Genomic DNA, 18,353 nt, shown 5'->3' on the forward strand with positions numbered 1-18,353 from the left:
CTCCCATGTGGCAGCTCCTTCAATTCCCGCTCTGTCCCTTCTCGCGCAAGGTCCGGCTCCTGCTGGGCGAGAAGGGCATCGCCTATGAGCCGGTGCGCGAATCGCCGTGGCAGCGGCGCGACGAGTTCCTCGACCTCAACCCCACCGGCCAGACGCCGGTGATGATCGATGCCGAGCGCCACGTGACGCTGATCGACTCCACCGTGATCTGCGAGTTCTTCGAGGAGACGGTGGGCAAGAACGCGCTGCTCAACGGCTCGGCGGTCGATCGCGCCGAAATCCGCCGGCTGGTGGTGTGGTTCGACAACAATTTCTACAGCGACATCACCGCGCCGCTGCTCCACGAGCGGATGATCAAGCGCATCGTCTATCGCCAGCCGCCCGACGCCAAGGTGCTGCGCGACGCGATGAAGGCCGCGGTCGGCCATCTCGACTATATCGATTATCTGCTCGACCACCGCACCTGGCTGGCGGGCGCGACGATGAGCCTTGCCGACATCACGGCGGCGGCGCAGATTTCGGTCGCCGACTATCTGGGCGGGATCGACTGGAAGAGCCACGAGCTCGCCAAACGCTGGTATATCGGGATGAAGAGCCGCCCGAGCTTCCGCCAGCTGCTCGCCGAGCGGATGGAGGGAATCACGCCGCCGGCCGATTACGAGAAGCTGGACCTCTAACGCGGGATAATCGCGGGGCCCGGCGCGTTTGGCTGCCAAACGGGAGAGAGTCCGCGATGCTCGAACATGTACCGCACTGGCTGGGAAGCGCGCTGAAGGGTCTGCGCGCCGGCGCCAACAAGCTGGCGATCGTCCAGCCCGAACTCGGCAGCTTCGAGGTGCTCCACCTCGCCAGCCCGGCCTTCGCCAATGGCGGTCGCCTGCCCGAGCGCTTCACCGCCGACGGCGAGGGCGTGTCGCCGCCCTTGTTCTGGACCGGCGTGCCGGACGGCACCGAATGCCTGGCGCTGATCGTCGAGGATCCCGATGCGCCGGCGCCGCAGCCGCTGGTCCATGCGGTGGTCTGGGGCCTGCCCGTCGAGGGCGACCTGAAGGAAGGTGCGATCCGGGCCGACGGCGCCGGCGATGCGGACGGCAAGGATGTCGGTCGCAACAGCTATCTCGGCGAGGGCTGGCTGCCGCCCGATCCGCCGACCGGCCATGGACCCCATAATTATGCCTTCCAGCTGTTCGCGCTCGGCGGCGGGTGCGAGATCGGCGAGAATCCTGGGCGTAGCGCGCTGGTCAGGGCGATGGCGGGGCATGTGCTTGCCGCCGGGCTGCTCACCGGCGTCTATTCGCGCGGCGAAGAAGCCCCGACGGGATTGGTGGGCGAAACCGCGCCGGTCTGAGACCGGCGCGGGCGCCGTTCAGCCGTTGACGACGGTGCCGCCGTTCGGGTGGAGCACCTGGCCGGACATGTAGCTCGAATCCTCGCAGGCGAGGAACAGGAAGGCCGGGGCGACTTCGTTGGGCTGGCCCGGCCGGCCCATCGGCACGCTTTCGCCAAAATGCTCGAGCTTCTCCGGCGACGCGCCGCCGCTGGGGTTCAGCGGAGTCCAGATCGGGCCGGGTGCCACGGCGTTCACGCGGATGCCCTTCTCGATCAGGTTCATCGACAGGCTGCGGGTGAAGGCGGTGATCGCACCCTTGGTAGAGCTATAGTCGAGCAGCTCGGGCTCGCCCTGGTACATCGTCACCGAGGTGCAGTTGACGATCGCAGCGCCCTGCTTGAGGTGCGGCGACGCGGCCTGGACCAGGAAGAACATCCCGAAGATGTTGGTCTGGAAGGTCCGGCGGAGCTGCTGCTCGGTGATGTCGGTAATGTCCTTGTCGGGATGCTGCTCCCCGGCATTGTTGACGAGGATGTCGAGCCGGCCGAACTCAGCAATCACCTTGGCAACGGCTTCTTCGCAGAACGCCTTGTCGCCGACATCGCCGGCAATCGTGATCGCGCGGCGGCCTTCGGCGCGGACCGCCTCGGCGGTGTCCTCGGCATCACGGTGCTCGTTCAGATAGACGATCGCGACGTCTGCTCCCTCGCGGGCATAGAGCGCAGCGACCGCGCGACCGATCCCGCTGTCGGCGCCGGTGACGATGGCTACCTTGTCCTTCAGGCGATCCGATCCGCGATAGCGCGGCTGCCACTCGGGCTTGGGATCGAGCGTGCGCTCCTCACCGGGGAGCGCATCCTCGCGGACTCGATCGATGATAGGGATTTCGGACATCGGCACGGCTCCTGGGGTCTTGGGGAGGGGTGCCGAAAGAACCGGGCGCGAGGGCCGCAAGTTCCAGGAAAATTGGGCCGCCGGGGCGGCCGGCAGGGTCAGCCGAGAAGGCTGGAGCCCTGCAGGCCGCTGCCGAGGATCATCACCGTGGTGATGCCGAACGACCCGACGCCGATGAGAAAGCTGCGGAACATGCTGATCTTCTCCTTGGGTACGAGCGCGATCATGCGACCGGGATCACGGGGGTGGAGAACAGGACGAGCGCGGCGGTGAGCAGGACAGCGGCACTGACGGCAACGGTCTGGTGCAGCGAAACGAGACGAGCGGTCATGGTGGTTACTCCCTGTGGTTCGGCGGGCGGACCATCCGTCGGCCGATGCCAGATGTTTTGCAGGGAGCGTGCCAAACCCCATAAGTAGTTGATAATGTTAGAACGCTCGCGACGGTGCATTTGAAAATTGGTTCGTGCGGCCAACATATATGGCGAGTGGTGCTATTTATCGGTGTGAATCGCCGAAGTTGGTGCCACCAATCTTCACTTGGTTCCGGCCTTCGTTCTTCGCGAGGTATAGAAGCCGGTCTGCGCGGTGGAAGGCCGTTTGATGCATCTCGCCGGGTTGCACCGGCGTCAGTCCAGCGGAGAAGGTGATCTCCCCCAGCGGTGCGTCATTGTCGCGCAACTTGTACCGCTTCGTCTGCACCGTCCCGCGCGCGTGCTCAAGCACCGCGCGCGCCGTCTCGATCGGCACGTTGGTGAACAGAATGGCGAACTCCTCGCCGCCATAGCGCGTGACCAGATGCCCGCGGCAGCACTCGCTCAGCGCATCCGCGATCACGCGCAGCACACGGTCGCCCACCGCATGGCCGAAGCGATCGTTTACCGACTTGAAACGATCGATATCGCACACGGCGACGCACATGCTGCCGCCGATCGCTTCCTGCGCGGCGAAGGCCTCTTCGAAGGCACGCCGGTTGGGCAGTTGGGTCAGCGGGTCGCGACGCGCATTGTCGCGTGCTTCTTCAAGCTTCTCGCGCAGGTCGTTGGCCTCGCGGGTGGTCGTCTCAAGCTTTTCCTCGGCGATGCGGATGCGGTCCAGCATCGCAGCGGTGATCCGGACGACGCCGTCCCCTCCCTGCGGCGCTTCGAAGCCGGTCGACATCGCCTCGGCGCTCGCCGCCAGGTCGCGGCCAAAATCGGCGGTTTCGGCACGCATGGCGGTGACCATGTCAGCGAAACCCTCGACCTGCATCTGGGTGCGCGCGACCAGCCCTTCGGCGCGCGCCTTGAAATCGACATGGGTTTGCTGCGGCTCGTCGGACGCATGATCCGCGGTAAGCGTCTGGATATCCCGCGGGGTGATCCGTACGCCCCGCTCGGTGATCAGCTCCACCGCGCGCGCTAGTGCGTCGTCGGGCTCTGTGAACAATCGATGGGCGAAGGCATAGTTGATCGGCGTGGGTGCCAGCCGCTGGTCGAGAAGGAACGCGCCGATGCGCTCGAAGAGCGCTCGGCCTTCATCCCCCCCCATTTCTGAACGAATGGCACGCGCGATGCGCATACGCTCCTTACCCCCGTGCAAATCACGGCATGACGGCCGCTATGTTGCGCACAAGGAATAAGTGGAGAGTGCTAATATCTAGTTGCCGCTCGGTTCACCCTGTATGTGCGCACTACCGGACGGGTCGGGATAGGCTTACATTATAGCAGGTTTCAGCGGGTTGGTGCAGCGGCGCGAGAGTTTCCGCCGATCCGGAGGATGAACGCCTCCGGATCGGCCGCAACAAATTTCGTCGTCTGCGGCGTGCGTCAGTTGCGGTGAGTCGCGCGATACTTTTGGACGGCCGCCAGGGTGAGTCGGATATGGTCGGCAGGGCTAGGATCCGAATGCACGAACAGCACCTTGCCGTCCGGCGCGATCACATAGCTGGTGCGGCTGGTGAACTTTGCAACGGTGCCGTCGGGCTTCTTCGCTGCCACGTCATAGCCTACGGCCACCTCGGGCGTAGCGGCGGCCACGGCGAACTTGCCGGCGCAATACTGGCTGCTGAACTGCTCGAGCTGGTCGACATTGCCCGCGGTCATGCCGATCACGGTGGCACCGGCCTTGGTGAAATCGGGCAGCGCCTCGGCAAAGGCATGCGCCTCGGCATTGCAGCCCGAGGTGAAGGCGGCGGGGAAGAAGTAGAGCACGACCGGCCCCTTCTTGAGCGCGGCCTTGAGGTCGACGGTGATCGGCTTGCCGGCCACCGCGCCCTTGGCGGTGAACACGGGCGCCTTGGCCCCGGTGGTGAGCGATGCATTCGCCGGCATCACGGCGAAGGGCAGAGCAAGGGCGGCAAGGGCGAGCTTCAGGCGCATATCGATCTCCCAGAATTGGTTGGTCTCGTGTCTACGCCACGCCGCGCGCGGCGGCTAGCGGGTGAAGGCGATGCCGATCCGTGCGTGCGTGTCGCTGACGTTATAGCGGTCTAGCGCCTCGCCATAGCCGGTGAATGCCTGTCCGAAGAGGTAGATGCCCAGACCGCCGCCCAGCCGGCGCAGCGGATAGGAGACAAAGGCTTCGGCCGCGCCGTGTCCGGTCTTGACGTTGCCGCGTGCGGTCAGAGCAAGCTTGATGCCGTCCTTCTGCTGGATCGAGGCGGCGAGTGCGGTGTAGCCGTAATAGTCCTTCATGTCGTGGAAGGTGCCGCTGCTGCCGACATAGGCCCAGGCCTGGGGGGCGACATCGACTCGCCAGTCGCCGCCCAGGTCGAACGTCTTCTCGCCGCGTACGAAGATGCGGTTGATGTCGACCGAATCGGTGACGCCGCGCCCGTTCGAATCGTGCCGCCATCCAAGGGCGACGCGGGTCGTTTCATCGACCGGCACGTCGGCATAGAGCTCGGGGCTGTAGTTGGTCGAACGGAATGGGCCGGAGGGCTCGTTCAGTGCCCAGAACATCGTCTGGGTATAGGCGAAGCGCAGATTGCCGAGCTGGAGCGGGGCATCCTCGGCGAACGGCCGCACCGCAAAGCTGACCTGCAGCTTGCCGCCCGAGTCCTTGAGGCCGAACGCGCCATAGACGGGCTCGTGCGGCTCGAACCGGGCGAGCAGCCCGCTCGAGCTGCCGGTGGAGCTTTGCACGACCGTTTCTTGCTCGGGCGTCTCGGCCGGCTTGTGCTGCGCAGCGGGGGGCACCGCCAGCCCGGCGACGCCCACCGGCACATAGCGTGCCTTTGCAAAGCTGTGCGGGCCGATGGTGGGCGTCGGGCCGGGTGTACGCTCCAGCACCAACCGCGTGCCGTCGGCCGCGGTGATCTCGATCTGGCGCGGGCCGGTATCGGCGATCGGCGCCTCGCCTTCGTTGACCAGAAACACCTCGACGCCGCGCAGTGCCGCCTGTTCGGAGGCGGGCTGCGCCGGCACGGCGCGTATCTGCGCCAGCGCAGGCGCGGCGACAAAGCTCAGGCCGAGCAGGGGAAGAGCGGCGAAACCACGCATGATCCGCGGAGTGGCAGGCGTTTGTGACCTTGGCGAGTCAAATTCGGGCCGGTAGGGCTGGGGCATGGCCGTTTCCCAAACCGACATCGCGCTTGCCGCCCGCCTCGCCGACGCCGCCGGCGCCGCGATCCGCCCCTATTTCCGCGCCGAGCACGGCGTAGAGGCGAAGGAAGACCAGTCGCCGGTCACTCTCGCCGATCGCGCCGGCGAGGAGGCGATGCGCAAGCTGCTGATCGCCGAGCGGCCGATGGACGGCATCATCGGCGAGGAATTTGGCGTCCGCGAAGGTACCAGCGGTCGGCAATGGGTGCTCGATCCAATCGACGGCACCCGCGCCTTCATCGCCGGGCGGCCGGTGTTCGGCACGCTGATCGCGCTGGTCGACAAGGGCTGGCCAGTGCTCGGGGTGATCGACCAGCCGATTATCGGCGAGCGTTGGCTGGGTGTGACCGGTCGGCAGACACTGTTCAACGGCAAGCCCGCCACCACCCGCATCTGCCGCGACCTGAACCAGGCGATCCTCGCCACGACCTCGCCCGCGCTGTTCGACGACGGCCAGCTCCACGCTTTCGAGCATCTGGATGCCAAGGTGATGAGCACGGTGCTCGGCGGCGATTGCTACAACTATGGCTGCGTGGCGAGCGGCTGGCTCGACATCGTCGTCGAGGCGGGGCTCAAGCTGCATGATTTCGCCGCATTGGTGCCGGTGATCGAAGGCGCGGGCGGGCGGATGTGCGACTGGCAGGGCGATCCGCTCCACGCCGGCAGCACCGGCGAGGTGATCGCGGCGGGCGACGCGGCACGGATCGACGACATCCTCGAGGCGATGGACTGCCGGGGCCACTGAGCCCCGGCTATCGGCCGTCCCAGAATGCCGGATGCGCATCGATCGCGCGCACCAGCCAGTCGGCAATCTGCCGCTGCGCTTCCAAGCCGTAATGGCCGTGGCAGGCGGTTGCGCGGAACTGCGCGGCCGGGAAGGGCAGGAACAGCAGGTCGCGTGCACCTGCTGACCTGGCCGCCGCGCTGATCTGTGCCTCGGCTTTGCGGAGCATTTGCGCCTGGTCGGGCGGGGCGTTGCTTGTGTCGAACCACCACAGGAGGAATACCGTTCGCGGATATCGACCGTGCAGCTGCGCGAGGAACCGGCCATAGCTCGCGGCATAGTCGGCGACGAGCGCGTCCAGCGTCGGCCAGCGCGGATCGGGGTGCGCGCCGACGAAATCGGCCTGCAGCTTCAGCATCACGATCTGCGGCTGCCAGGCAGGGTCCGCAAACGGCGCTGGCCCGACGGGAATGCGGCGCGGCCAGAGCTGGGTCATCGCGCCGTCGGGCACGCTGCCGCCCGCGTTGCGGATCAGGCCCCGGCCGGACATCGCGTTGATCTGATAGTCGGCCCCTTCGTGCTGCGCAGCAAGTGCGGCGAAGGCGCCCGGCGTGTCGGTGGTGGCGCGCACCTGTTCGGGCGTGCAATCGCGCCGATCGGCGCGCGCGCCATAACCGGTCATCGAGGAATCACCGATGAACTCGATCTGGCGCCGACGGGCGGGCGGTGCGGGAAGGGCATCGCCCCGGCCGACGAAGAAGCCCCGGAAGGTGGCGGGGGCGGCGCTTTCCGTGACCTTGTCGAGGCGGATGCGGTGCGTGCCGGGCGCAAGGCCATCGATTGTCACATCGGCCTTGCCGGGCCGATCGATCGTCACCGGCGATCCGCCATCGATGCTCGCGCGCCATTCGTTGATCGCATCATCGAAGCGCAGCACGATGCGTGGGCCGCGGAAGCCCGCCTCGAAATAGATGCCCGGCCATTGATGGCGATACCCGGTCGGGGTCGCCTCGACCCGTCCGGCGACATGGACCGGCAGGCGTTCCAGTGATTCTGACGCGGCGGGTGCGACCGTCACGCGCTGGGGCGGTCGGACGTCGCCCGCCATGGCAAACGCAGCGGAGAGGATCAGCAGGCGCAGCATGGCGCAGCGATCCTGCGCCTGCCTCGATATGCCCGCAAGCTGATCAGAAGATGCCGAGGAACTTCTTGCGCTGTTTCTTCACTTCGCCCGCGTTCGCCTTGCCGCTTTCCGACTTGGCGGTGGTGCCGCGGCCGACATCGTCGCGCGGGCGGCCCTTCGCGTCGCGCTGGCTGGCGGCGGTGGCGCCCGACAGCACCGGCCCGCAATCCGCTGCTTTGGCGTCGCCGAAGTCGACGAACGCCAGCACCGCGGCCAGCGGCGAGGCGGCGACGCCCAACCCGAGCCCGACGCCGGCGCGACCGACAAGCTCGGGGCTGATCACGCTGATCCCCGGCTTGGCGAAATAGCCGCCGATCCCCACCGGCGACTGGCCGGAGAACAGGCTGAACCGCTTCGAGTCGGCGCGGAAGGCGAGGTCGATCGTCTCGTTCTTGAAGCTGAACCCGCCGCGGCCGAGCATCACGTTCTTCTGCGTGTCGATCAGGATCGGATCGGCCGCGGCGATGCCGTCGCGCACGGTGAAGCCGATCAGTCCGCAATTGATCTGCACCGGCTCCTTCAGCTTCTGCTCGAACATCTTCTGGACGAAGGTGCCGATGTCGAATTCGGCGAGCTCGGTGTTGCGCGTCCAGAAATCGCCCTTGGGCAGGATCACCGCGATGCGGCCGTTGGCGCTGGCGAGCGAATCGCGCACGCTGTTGCCACTGCCGCTCATCTGGATGCGCGCCTTGAGCATACCCGTCGTGCCGGACTGCTCGGCGCCGAAGCCGGCGAACAGCACCCCCATCGGCGTCGGCGACAGGCGGATATCGTAGGTGGTGAACACCGGCGTCTTGCGCGCATCGATGCTGATGTCGGACGTCACCGTGCCGCGCGCGAGGCTGAAGTTGAGCGGGCTCAGTTTGAGCAGCCGGTCCTTGAGGTCGAGACCCAGCTCGATGTTCGACACCGGCAGGTTGGGCGCGCGAACGGTGCGCACCTGCCACTGCACCTTGGCATCGAAATTCTTGAGTGCCTCGATCCGCAGCGGCGCGTCGGGCAGCAGCCGCGGCGTGCCGGAGACCTGCGTCACCGCCGCCTGCGCGCCCTGAGCGGCGAGCGCATTGGGGTTGTAGCCGATGAAGGGCCCGGCATCGACGATGTCGAGCACATGGGTGAACAGGTCGGCGGTCACCAGCATGCGCGGCTCGCCCAGCTTCACGGTGAATTTGCCGGCAAGATCGCTGTCGCCGAACCGGCCCTTCATGCCGGTGAAACGCCACTCGTCGCCGGCCTTGGTCACCACCGACGTCAGGCGGTAGGTGCGCGTGTCGGGCACGGCGATGCCGGCGAGCAGGAACACATCGGCGAGATTCTGCCCGCGCAGATCCATGTGGAGCTTGGCGCCCTCCAGCACCGTCGCACCGGGCAGCGTGCCCGCGATGTCGACTTGGCTGCGCACGCCCTCGGCGTGGAGCCGCAGCCGGTTCTCGCCGCCCGCCAGCGTCTTGTTGGAGGACAGCAGCGCGCCCGCCAGCGTGAAGCGGGCGCCGCGAGCGGTGCCGTTGCCGTCGAACCGGACCGTATCGGCGAAGCGGTTGTCCTCGGCCGCCACGGTGTCGACGCGAATCGCCGCATCGAGCTGGTGGCGCGGGTCGAGATAGCGGATCTGCGTGCCGGCGATTCGCGCGCGCTGGATCAGCGGCATGGTCAGCGGCTTGCCGCCGCCGCTGCCGAAGGTCCACGTATTCTGCTTGCCGTCGCGATCCCATTGGAGGTCGATTCGGCCGTCCGTGAGGCCGAGCCACTGGAAGCGCTTCTGCTCTGCGAGCAGCGAGAAGGTGGCGATTCGCGCATCGATTCGCTTCGCCGTGAAGAACGGGCTGGTGCCGGCCCAGTCCGGGTTCTCGACACTTAGCCCCTCAGCGACGAACTTCAGGTTGAACGGCGCGAAATAAAGCTGGAAGTCGCCCGCCACGCGCACCTTGCGGTCTGCGCTGCTGCTCGCGATCGACTCGAACGTGCCCTTGAGGAACCGGCCCTTGGTGACGAACAGAATCGCCCAGGCGAGCACGACGAGGCCCACCAGGCTGGTGACGACCGCGATCGTCGCGGCCAGCGGCGTGCCCATGGCGCGCGCCGGCCGGAGCGGCGGGGATGCCTGCTCGGCGGCGTGGACGGGGACGTCGAGATCGGCCATGGTCTTCAAAATCCCCTGCGGTCCCGCGGTTCCCCGGTGGTTGCATATCGCCAAACCATCGGCTAAGGGGCCGCCTTTCCGCGATCGAGGGACCGTCCGGCTAATAGGGCTGCCGCGGCTGTCTGCAATCGTCGAACCAAAAGGAGACGAAAATGCCCAAGCTCAAGACCAAGAGCGGTGTGAAGAAGCGCTTCAAGTTCACCGCCACCGGCAAGGTCAAGCACGGCGTCGCTGGTAAGCGTCACCGCCTGATCTCGCACAATTCGAAGTATATCCGTACCAATCGCGGCACCTCCGTGCTGGCCGATGCAGACGTCGCGCGCGTTGTCGCGTGGGCGCCGTACGGCCTGAAGTAAGGGAGTCCTGAAAAATGGCACGAGTGAAGCGTGGTACGACCACCAAGGCGAAGCATAAGCGGATTTTGGATCAGGCGAAGGGCTATTATGGCCGTCGCAAGAACACCATCCGCATCGCGCGCCAGGCCGTCGAAAAGGCCGGCCAGTACGCCTATCGCGACCGCAAGGTAAAGAAGCGCAGCTTCCGCGCCCTGTGGATCCAGCGCATCAACGCTGGTGTGCGCGCCGAAGGCCTGACCTATTCGCAGTTCATGCACGGCCTGAAGCTGGCGGGTGTCGAACTGGACCGGAAGGTCCTGGCCGACATCGCGATGCACGAAGGTGAGGCATTTAGCGCCATCATCGCGCAGGCGAAGGCGGCACTGCCCCAGGCCGCCTGAGCGGACCTGCGCGCAAGCTGATATAGGGGCGTCGAGGCTGCGGCTTCGGCGCCCTTTTTCATTCCAACCGGGGGAGGTGATCCCGTGGCGATGAAGACCTGGTGGCTCTACGTCACCGCCGTGTTTTTCGTGTCGATGACGCCGGGGCCGAACATGCTCCACGTGATGGTGCAGAGCATCCGCGAGGGCGCCGCCCGCGTGCTGCCGACCACCGCGGGGCTGATGAGCGCGAACCTGTTCTGCCTGGTCGCCTCGGCGGCCGGGCTGGGGGCGCTGCTCAAGGCGTCGCCGGGGCTGTACGACGTGCTGCGCTATGCGGGGGTCGCCTATCTGCTGTGGCTGGGCATCAAGGCCTGGCGCGCGCCGGTGGAGGAGGCCCACGCCGATGCACCGGCGCCGGTGCGCCAGTCGGTGCGCGCGCGGTATCTGACCGGGCTGGGCACGGGGCTGTCCAACCCCAAGCTCATCGTCTTCGCCGCCGCGCTGTTCCCGCAGTTCCTCGACGTGAACCGGCCCTTCCTGCCGCAGCTGGCGATCCTGATCGGCACGTTCGTGGTGATCGAGGCCTTCTGGTTCTCGGTCTATGCGCTGGGCGGCCGTTCGCTCGCGGCATGGCTGGCACCGGCAGCCCGCCAGCGGATGTTCAACCGGGTGACGGGCGGCGTGTTCGTCGCCTTTGGCGCCGCGCTGCTCGGCAGCCGGGTGTAGCGGTCCCTCAAACGCCTTGACCTAGGGGCCCGTCTGAGGTTCCAGCCATCTCGCACAGTGAACGGAAAACGATGACCACCGATCTCGATACCCTGCGCGGCGAGCTGCTTGCCGCGATCGATGCCGCCACCGCGCTCGATGCGCTGGAGGCGGTGCGCGTTCAGGCGCTCGGCAAGCAGGGCGCGATCACCGGCCTGCTCAAGACGCTCGGCAAGCTCACGCCCGAAGAGCGCCAGGAACAGGGCCCGCGCATCCATTCCTTGCGCGAAGCCGTCACCGAGGCGCTGGCCACCCGCAAGGCGGGGCTGGAGCAGGCCGCGCTCGACGCGCGCCTCGCCAGCGAGACGGTGGACATGACGCTGCCGGTCGACGGCGTCGCGCCCGGCTCGGTCCACCCGGTCAGCCAGGTGATGGACGAGCTGGCCGAGATCTTCGCCGACCTGGGCTTCGCGGTCGCCACCGGCCCCGAGGTCGAGGACGACTGGCACAATTTCACCGCGCTCAACATTCCGGAGACGCATCCGGCGCGCGCGATGCACGATACCTTCTACATCGCCGGCGAGCATGAGCGACCGATGGTCCTGCGCACGCACACCAGCCCGGTGCAGATCCGCACGATGACCAGCAGCAAGCCCCCGATCCGCATCATCGCGCCGGGCCGCGTCTATCGTTCGGATTCGGATGCGACGCACACGCCGATGTTCCACCAGATCGAAGGCCTGGTGATTGACAAGGGCATCACCCTTGGCCACCTGAAGTGGACGCTGGAGACCTTCCTCAAGGCGTTCTTCGAGCGCGACGACATCGTGCTGCGCCTGCGCCCCAGCTATTTCCCCTTCACCGAGCCTTCGGCCGAAGTCGATGTCGGCTTCACCTGGAAGGACGGCAAGCGCGTGATCGGCGGCAGCGGCGACGCGCCCGGCGGCGGCTGGATGGAAGTGCTGGGCAGCGGCATGGTGCACCGGCGGGTGATCGAGGCCTGCGGGCTCGATCCGGACGAATGGCAGGGCTTCGCCTTCGGCACCGGCGTCGACCGGCTGGCGATGCTCAAATATGGGATGGACGACTTGCGCCCCTTCTTCGACGGCGATCTGCGCTGGCTCAAGCATTACGGCTTCTCAGCGCTCGACGTGCCCACGCTGAGCGGGGGAGCCGGCGCATGAAGTTCACCCTGAGCTGGCTCCAGGAGCATCTGGAGACCGAGGCCTCGCTGACCGAGATCCTCGAGGCGCTGACCCGGGTCGGCCTCGAAGTCGAGGGCGTCGAGAACCCCGCCGAGCGGCTGAACGGCTTCCGCGTCGCCCGCGTGCTGACCGCCGAGCGCCATCCGCAGGCGGACAAGCTGCAGGTCCTCAGTGTCGAGACCGGCGACGGCGTGCTGCAGGTCGTCTGCGGCGCACCCAATGCGCGGGCGGGACTGGTCGGTGTGCTGGGTCTTCCCGGCGCGGTGGTGCCGGCCAACGGCATGCAGCTCAAGGTCTCGGCGATCCGCGGTGTCGAATCGAACGGCATGATGTGCTCGACGATGGAGCTGGAGCTCGGCGAAGACCATGACGGCATCATCGAGCTGCCGGCCGATGCGCCGGTCGGCACAGCCTATGCGGACTATGCCGGCCTCGATGATCCCGTCATCGACGTGTCGATCACGCCTAACCGCCAGGATTGCATGGGCGTGCGCGGTATCGCGCGCGACCTTGCGGCGGCGGGGCTCGGCTCGCTCAAGCCGCTGGACGCGGTGGTTGCGGGGCTCCCGTCGATCGTGCCGCAGGGCGCGGGGCCCGACGTGCGCACCGACGATGCGGCGGGCTGCCCGGCCTTCTACGGCCAGATCGTGCGCGGCGTGAAGAACGGGCCGTCGCCGGACTGGCTGCAGCAGCGCCTCAAGGCGGTGGGGCAGAAGCCGATTTCCGCGTTGGTCGACATCACCAACTTCGTGATGTTCGGGCTCGGCCGTCCGCTTCATGTGTATGACATGGCTAAGCTCTCGGGCGGGCTGGTCGCGCGCAAGGCGAAGGACGGCGAGACCGTGCTCGCGCTGAACGGCAAGAGCTACACGCTCACCGACAGCATGACCGTGATCGCCGACGATGCGGCGGTGCACGACATTGGCGGCATCATGGGCGGCGAGCATTCGGGCTGTTCGGACGACACCACCGATGTGCTGATCGAATGCGCCTATTTCGATCCCGAGCATATCGCCCGCACCGGCCAGAAGCTGCTACTGACCAGCGATGCGCGCACCCGCTTCGAGCGCGGCGTCGACCCAGAGTTCCTCGACGAGGGACTGGCGATCGCCACCCGGCTGGTGCTGGCGCTGTGCGGCGGTACGCCCAGCGAGGTGACCCGCAGCGGCACGCCGCCCAAGGTGGGTGCGGTCGTCGGCTATGATCCGAAGCTGGCGGAAACGCTCGGCGGCCTCGCCGTGCCCGCGGAACAGCAGGTGGAGATCCTCGAAAGCCTGGGCTTCGTCGTCCAGCCGCTCGACGGCAATGGCGATCCGGTCGCGCTGGACGCAGGCTTCGACGCCCTCCGCGTCACCGCACCCAGCTGGCGCCGCGACATCGACGGCCCGGCCGACATCGTCGAGGAAGTGATCCGCATCGCCGGCATCGACAATGTGCCGTCCGTCCCGCTGCCGCGCACGCCCGGCGTAGCGACGCCCACTGCCACGCCCGAGCAGAAGCTCGAGCGCCGGATGCGCCGCACCGCTGCCGCGCGCGGGCTCAACGAGGCGATCACCTGGAGCTTCCTGCCCGAGTCGCAGGCCGAAGTGTTCGGTGGCGGCGCCTGGACGCTGGCGAATCCGATCAGCGAGGACATGAAGGTCATGCGGCCTTCGCTGCTGCCGGGCCTGCTCGCGGCGGCGGAGCGCAACCTCAAGCGCGGCGCCACCAGCGTCCGCCTGTTCGAAGTCGGCCGCCGCTATCTGGCGGACAAGGAGCGCCTGACGCTGGGTCTCGTGCTGGCGGGCTCCAAGGCGCCGCGTGGCTGGCAGGCCGGCAAGGCCCAGCCCTTCACTGCGTTCGACGCCAAGGCCGAGGCACTGGCGCTGCTGGAGGCCGCCGGCGCGCCGGTCGCCAATTTGCAGGTGATGGGCGAGGCCGGGGCCGCCTACCATCCCGGCCAGTCGGCGACGTTGCGCCTTGGCCCCAAGACCGTGCTCGCCAGCTTCGGCATGGTTCACCCGAGCGTGCTCAAGGCGTTCGACCTCGATGGCGCGGTGGCGGCGGTGGAAATCCATCTCGACGCGCTGCCCGCCAAGAAGGCTGCCGGCTTCACCCGCCCGGCTTTCACGCCGCCGGCGCTGCAGGCGGTGACCCGCGACTTCGCCTTCCTGGTGCCGATCGGCCTTGCGGCGGGCGATCTCGTCCGCGCGGTGAAGGGTGCCGACAAGGGCATTATCGTAGACGCGCGGCTGTTCGACCTGTTCACCGGCCAGGGCGTGCCGGAGGGGCAGAAGTCGTTGGCCATTGAAGTCACGCTGCAACCGGGCGAAAAGAGCTTCACCGACGCGGACCTGAAGGCAGTGGCCGACAAGGTCGTCGCGGCGGCGACGAAGCTTGGGGCAACCCTGCGAGGATGATGCGATGATCGAGCGGTTCCTACCCGGGCTCGACGCCCTTCTGGCAGAGCCGCTCGACACGCATTCGGTGTCGGTTGCCTTCCCTGGCGACATGGACCCGCACGAACGCGAGGGCCGCTACGGCGTGTTCCTTGATGCCGAGCTGCGCATCGCCGGGCTCGGCACCTGCGGCGGCGGCACGCTGATCGAGACGCTCGACGATGCCGGCCAGTGGCGCCCAGCCTGCGCGATCCTCGACGTCGACCTCATCGATCTCGATCGCGGTCGCGCTTTCTGTCGCGACGAGCTGGCGTCGCTGGGCTGCCCGGTGGGCACGCTGATCCAGTATGATGACCGCGAGGATCGCTGGGACGGCGCGACCTGGCACTGCAGCGAGCCGCGCTCGTTCGACGAGGACATGCTGCCCTATCGCGATAATTGAGGGGCGGGTGTAAAAAGGGGTTGCGCTACCCGCGAACCTCGGTTAGGCGCCGCACCTCCAATGCGCCCGTAGCTCAGCTGGATAGAGCATCAGACTACGAATCTGAGGGTCGGACGTTCGAATCGTTCCGGGCGCACCATTTTCCACTACCATCGTCACACGACCGCAATCGCCTCTGGCGACGGCGGTTCGCGCGTCCTGCACGGAACGCGGCGGCAGGTGCCGCCGCGCCGCGCAGGGATCAGATGCGGCGCGCCAGTTCGCGCCAGCCGATGTCGCGTCGGCAGAAGCCGGTGGGGAAGTTGATCGCGTCGACGCCGCGATAGGCGGCGGCCTGTGCGGTCGCGATGTCCGGCCCGCTCGCCGTCACGTTGAGCACCCGCCCACCGCTCGCCACTAGCGTGTCGCCCTGGCGCTTGGTGCCTGCATGGAACACTTGCACACCGCCCGCCTCGGCAGCATCAATTCCCTTGATGCTGCCGCCTGTCTCAGGCGTGCCCGGATAGCCGCGCGCGGCCATTACCACGGTCAGTGCGGTATTGGGGCGGAAGCGCGGGGCGGGGCGCCCCGCCAGTTCGCCGCGTGCAGTCGCCAGCAGCAGGTCGAGCAGGTCGTCTTCCAGCCGCAACATCAGCACCTGGCATTCGGGATCGCCGAAGCGGGCATTATACTCGATCAGCTTCGGGCCCTGCTTCGTCAGCATCAGCCCGGCATAGAGTACGCCCGAATAGGGGATGCTCTCGGCCGCCAGCGCGGCGATGGTCGGCGCCACGATCCGCTCCATCGCTTCGCGCTCCAGCGCGGGCGTGAGCACCGGGGCGGGGCTATAGGCGCCCATGCCCCCCGTGTTCGGGCCGACATCGCCTTCGCCGACGCGCTTGTGATCCTGCGCCGATCCGAAGAGCACGGCATCGGTGCCGTCGGTGATGACGAACAGGCTGGCTTCCTCGCCGTCGAGAAACTCCTCGATCACCGCGCTTGCGCCCGCATCGGCGAAGATCGCGGTCAGGGCGCCGATCGCCTCGTCTCGGGTCATCGCGACGGTGACGCCTTTGCCCGCAGCGAGACCGTCCGCCTTGACCACCACCGGCAGCCCGAACGGCTCCAGCGCCGCCAGCGCCTCGTCCAAGCCGTGAACGCGGACATAGCCTGCGGTGGGGATGTTCGCCCGCGCGCACAGATCCTTGGTGAAGCCCTTCGATCCTTCCAGCTGCGCCGGCAGGCGGTTGGGCCCGAACACCGGAATGCCGGCCGCGCGCAGCACGTCGCCCACGCCCGCCACCAGCGGCGCCTCGGGGCCGACCACCACCAGCCCGATGCCGTTCGCCTGCGCGAAGGCGAGCACCGCCGCAGGATCGGTGGCTGCGAGGTCGACGAGCGTGGCATGCGCCGCTATGCCCGGATTGCCCGGTGCGGCGAAGAGCTGCGTCAGCAGCGGCGATTGCGCGAGCTTCCAGGCGAGCGCATGTTCGCGCCCCCCCGAACCCAGTAGCAGGACGTTCATGGCCGACCCCCTTTTCGAGACTTCATCGACGCGGCTCGTAGCCGAGGCGGTGCCCGGGGACAACGCGGCGCCGATGAGCGTCAGCGAACTCTCCGGCCGGCTCAAGCGCATGGTGGAGGGCGAGTTCGGCCATGTCCGGCTGCGCGGCGAGATTTCGGGTTGGAAGCGCGCCGCCTCGGGGCACGCCTATCTCGCGCTCAAGGACATGGACGCGGTGATCGACGGCGTGATCTGGCGCGGTGCGGCTTCCGCGCTGCCCTTCCAGCCGCAAGATGGGCTGGAGGTGATCGCCACCGGCAAGCTCACCATCTATCCGGGCCGCTCGAAGTACCAGATCGTCATCGAGCGGATGGAGCTGGCCGGCGAAGGCGCGCTGATGGCGCTCCTGGAGAAGCTCAAGGCCAAGCTGGCGGGCGAGGGGCTGTTCGACGCCCAGCGGAAAAAGCCGCTGCCCTATATGCCCAAGGTGATCGGGGTGGTTACCTCGCCCACCGGCGCGGTGATCCGCGACATCCTCCACCGGCTGGAGGACCGCTTCCCCAGCCATGTGCTGGTCTGGCCGGTAAAGGTGCAGGGCGACGGATCGGCGCAGGAAGTCGCGCGGGCGGTGCGCGGGTTCGATGCGATCCAGCCGGGCGGCCCGCTGCCGCGCCCGGACCTGCTGATCGTCGCCCGCGGCGGCGGCTCGATCGAGGATCTCTGGTCGTTCAACGAGGAGGTCGTGGTGCGGGCGGTGGCGGAATGTTCGATCCCGATCATCTCGGCGGTCGGCCACGAGACCGACACCACGCTGTGCGACTTCGCCGCCGATCTGCGCGCCCCCACGCCCACCGCGGCGGCCGAAATCGCCGTGCCCGTGCTCTCCGAGGTCCGTCACGGCATTGCCACGCTAGCCCACCGCACCGAGCGCTGCGTTCGCCGCTATCACGAGCGTGCGGGAGAACGGCTGGCGGCACTCGTCCGCGTGCTGCCGCGCCGCGATGCATTGCTGGGGCCGCAGCGCCAGCGGCTCGACGATGTCGGCGCCCGGCTCGGGCGCGCGCTGGAACGCCGCGTGGGCGTTGCTCGCGGGCAGCTTGATCGCGCGGGTGCCGCGCTGCGCCCGGCCACGCTCGAACAAAGGCTGGCGGCTGCGCGCCAGCGCGTGGGCGGCATCGCGCTCGACCGCGCTGCCGATCGCGAGCTGGTCGCGCTTCGCCAGCGCTTCGCCCGCCCCGCCGAGGGGCTCAAGCTGGCAACGCTCGAACGCCGCTTTGCCGCTGCGTCGGAGCGGCTGGCGGCAATGGGCCGGCACCTGGAACTGCTTGATCCCGAACTGCCGCTCAAGAAGGGCTATGCCTGGGTCGAGGGGCGCGGCACCGGCAAGGTGGTCGCGTCGGCCGAGGATGCGCGCGCCGCGCAGGCCGTGACGCTGCATTTCGCCGACGGGTCGGTGGACGCCCGGGTTGAGCGCGGCGCGGGCAAGGCCTATGCTCCGCCCAAGCCCGAGCAGCCGACGTTGCTCTAGGGCGTACCCACCACCCTTAAGAGCAGGAATGGCGCCGCCC

The 18,353-nt window shown here is 67.8% G+C and carries 18 protein-coding genes and 1 tRNA gene; 11 read left to right on the forward strand and 8 right to left on the reverse strand.

Translation table 11 applies throughout. The annotated features are described in order from the left end of the window. Positions 1-5 precede the first annotated feature (5 nt). Positions 6-677 (forward strand): glutathione S-transferase family protein, encoded by a 672-nt coding sequence (locus RT655_RS16640; RefSeq protein WP_064310728.1) that lies wholly within the window; start codon positions 6-8, stop codon positions 675-677. A 56-nt stretch (positions 678-733) separates the two neighbouring features. After that, on the forward strand, positions 734-1,348 hold the full coding sequence (locus RT655_RS16645) for a YbhB/YbcL family Raf kinase inhibitor-like protein (protein WP_313538851.1): 615 nt from the start codon (positions 734-736) through the stop codon (positions 1,346-1,348). 18 nt (positions 1,349-1,366) lie between these two features. On the opposite strand, the gene RT655_RS16650 is transcribed toward RT655_RS16645, so the two are convergent. The 5 genes from RT655_RS16650 to RT655_RS16670 form a co-directional block, all read right to left on the reverse strand. Continuing rightward, positions 1,367-2,224, reverse strand: a complete 858-nt coding sequence (locus RT655_RS16650) for a glucose 1-dehydrogenase (protein ID WP_313538852.1) — start codon at positions 2,222-2,224, stop codon at positions 1,367-1,369. Between the two features lie 98 nt (positions 2,225-2,322). Further along, positions 2,323-2,451 (reverse strand): hypothetical protein, encoded by a 129-nt coding sequence (locus tag RT655_RS16655; RefSeq protein WP_313538853.1) that lies wholly within the window; start codon positions 2,449-2,451, stop codon positions 2,323-2,325. A 270-nt stretch (positions 2,452-2,721) separates the two neighbouring features. Then, positions 2,722-3,753, reverse strand: a complete 1,032-nt coding sequence (locus tag RT655_RS16660; RefSeq protein ID WP_313538854.1) for a GGDEF domain-containing protein — start codon at positions 3,751-3,753, stop codon at positions 2,722-2,724. A gap of 278 nt (positions 3,754-4,031) precedes the next feature. Then, positions 4,032-4,583, reverse strand: coding sequence for a redoxin domain-containing protein (locus tag RT655_RS16665; RefSeq protein ID WP_313538856.1), 552 nt, complete (start codon positions 4,581-4,583; stop codon positions 4,032-4,034). A gap of 54 nt (positions 4,584-4,637) precedes the next feature. Next, on the reverse strand, positions 4,638-5,705 hold the full coding sequence (locus RT655_RS16670) for a phospholipase A (RefSeq protein ID WP_313538858.1): 1,068 nt from the start codon (positions 5,703-5,705) through the stop codon (positions 4,638-4,640). Positions 5,706-5,769: 64 nt separating this feature from the next. Here RT655_RS16670 and hisN point away from each other — a divergent pair, with 64 nt between their 5' ends. Continuing rightward, the gene (gene hisN, locus RT655_RS16675; protein WP_313538860.1) at positions 5,770-6,552 is read left to right on the forward strand and encodes a histidinol-phosphatase; all 783 of its coding nucleotides are present in this window, start codon (positions 5,770-5,772) and stop codon (positions 6,550-6,552) included. A 7-nt stretch (positions 6,553-6,559) separates the two neighbouring features. Here hisN and RT655_RS16680 read toward each other — a convergent pair whose 3' ends face one another. Then, a complete protein-coding gene (locus tag RT655_RS16680) occupies positions 6,560-7,675 on the reverse strand; it encodes an acetylxylan esterase (RefSeq protein ID WP_313538862.1) in 1,116 nt (371 codons plus the stop codon). Positions 7,676-7,718: 43 nt separating this feature from the next. Further along, positions 7,719-9,854, reverse strand: a complete 2,136-nt coding sequence (locus tag RT655_RS16685) for an AsmA family protein (RefSeq protein WP_313538864.1) — start codon at positions 9,852-9,854, stop codon at positions 7,719-7,721. 152 nt (positions 9,855-10,006) lie between these two features. Between RT655_RS16685 and rpmI the strand changes: the two genes are divergently transcribed. From rpmI to RT655_RS16720, 7 genes are all read left to right on the forward strand, one after another. Continuing rightward, on the forward strand, positions 10,007-10,210 hold the full coding sequence (rpmI, locus tag RT655_RS16690; protein ID WP_093298324.1) for a 50S ribosomal protein L35: 204 nt from the start codon (positions 10,007-10,009) through the stop codon (positions 10,208-10,210). Positions 10,211-10,224: 14 nt separating this feature from the next. Continuing rightward, entirely contained in the window at positions 10,225-10,590 is a 366-nt protein-coding gene (gene rplT / locus RT655_RS16695) for a 50S ribosomal protein L20 (RefSeq protein WP_066721145.1), read from the forward strand. A gap of 90 nt (positions 10,591-10,680) precedes the next feature. Beyond that, positions 10,681-11,298: a LysE family translocator gene (locus RT655_RS16700; RefSeq protein WP_409530289.1), complete on the forward strand. Its 618-nt coding sequence runs from the start codon at positions 10,681-10,683 to the stop codon at positions 11,296-11,298. Between the two features lie 71 nt (positions 11,299-11,369). Beyond that, positions 11,370-12,461: a phenylalanine--tRNA ligase subunit alpha gene (pheS, locus tag RT655_RS16705; RefSeq protein ID WP_313538868.1), complete on the forward strand. Its 1,092-nt coding sequence runs from the start codon at positions 11,370-11,372 to the stop codon at positions 12,459-12,461. Next, complete coding sequence (gene pheT / locus RT655_RS16710; protein ID WP_313538870.1) at positions 12,458-14,881, forward strand: phenylalanine--tRNA ligase subunit beta; 2,424 nt, start codon at positions 12,458-12,460, stop codon at positions 14,879-14,881. The genes pheS and pheT overlap by 4 nt, the downstream gene beginning before the upstream one ends. A 4-nt stretch (positions 14,882-14,885) precedes the next feature. Beyond that, positions 14,886-15,302, forward strand: a complete 417-nt coding sequence (locus tag RT655_RS16715) for a hypothetical protein (RefSeq protein WP_313538871.1) — start codon at positions 14,886-14,888, stop codon at positions 15,300-15,302. Positions 15,303-15,364: 62 nt separating this feature from the next. Next, positions 15,365-15,441 (forward strand) — tRNA-Arg (locus tag RT655_RS16720). A gap of 102 nt (positions 15,442-15,543) precedes the next feature. On the opposite strand, the gene purD is transcribed toward RT655_RS16720, so the two are convergent. Further along, entirely contained in the window at positions 15,544-16,806 is a 1,263-nt protein-coding gene (purD, locus tag RT655_RS16725; protein WP_313538873.1) for a phosphoribosylamine--glycine ligase, read from the reverse strand. Here purD and xseA point away from each other — a divergent pair. Further along, positions 16,805-18,313, forward strand: coding sequence for an exodeoxyribonuclease VII large subunit (gene xseA / locus RT655_RS16730; protein WP_313538875.1), 1,509 nt, complete (start codon positions 16,805-16,807; stop codon positions 18,311-18,313). The two genes, purD and xseA, sit on opposite strands and share 2 nt — an antisense overlap. The last annotated feature ends 40 nt before the right edge of the window (positions 18,314-18,353 follow it).

The sequence above is a fragment of the Sphingomonas sp. genome (assembly GCF_032114135.1).
Taxonomy (GTDB): domain Bacteria; phylum Pseudomonadota; class Alphaproteobacteria; order Sphingomonadales; family Sphingomonadaceae; genus Sphingomonas.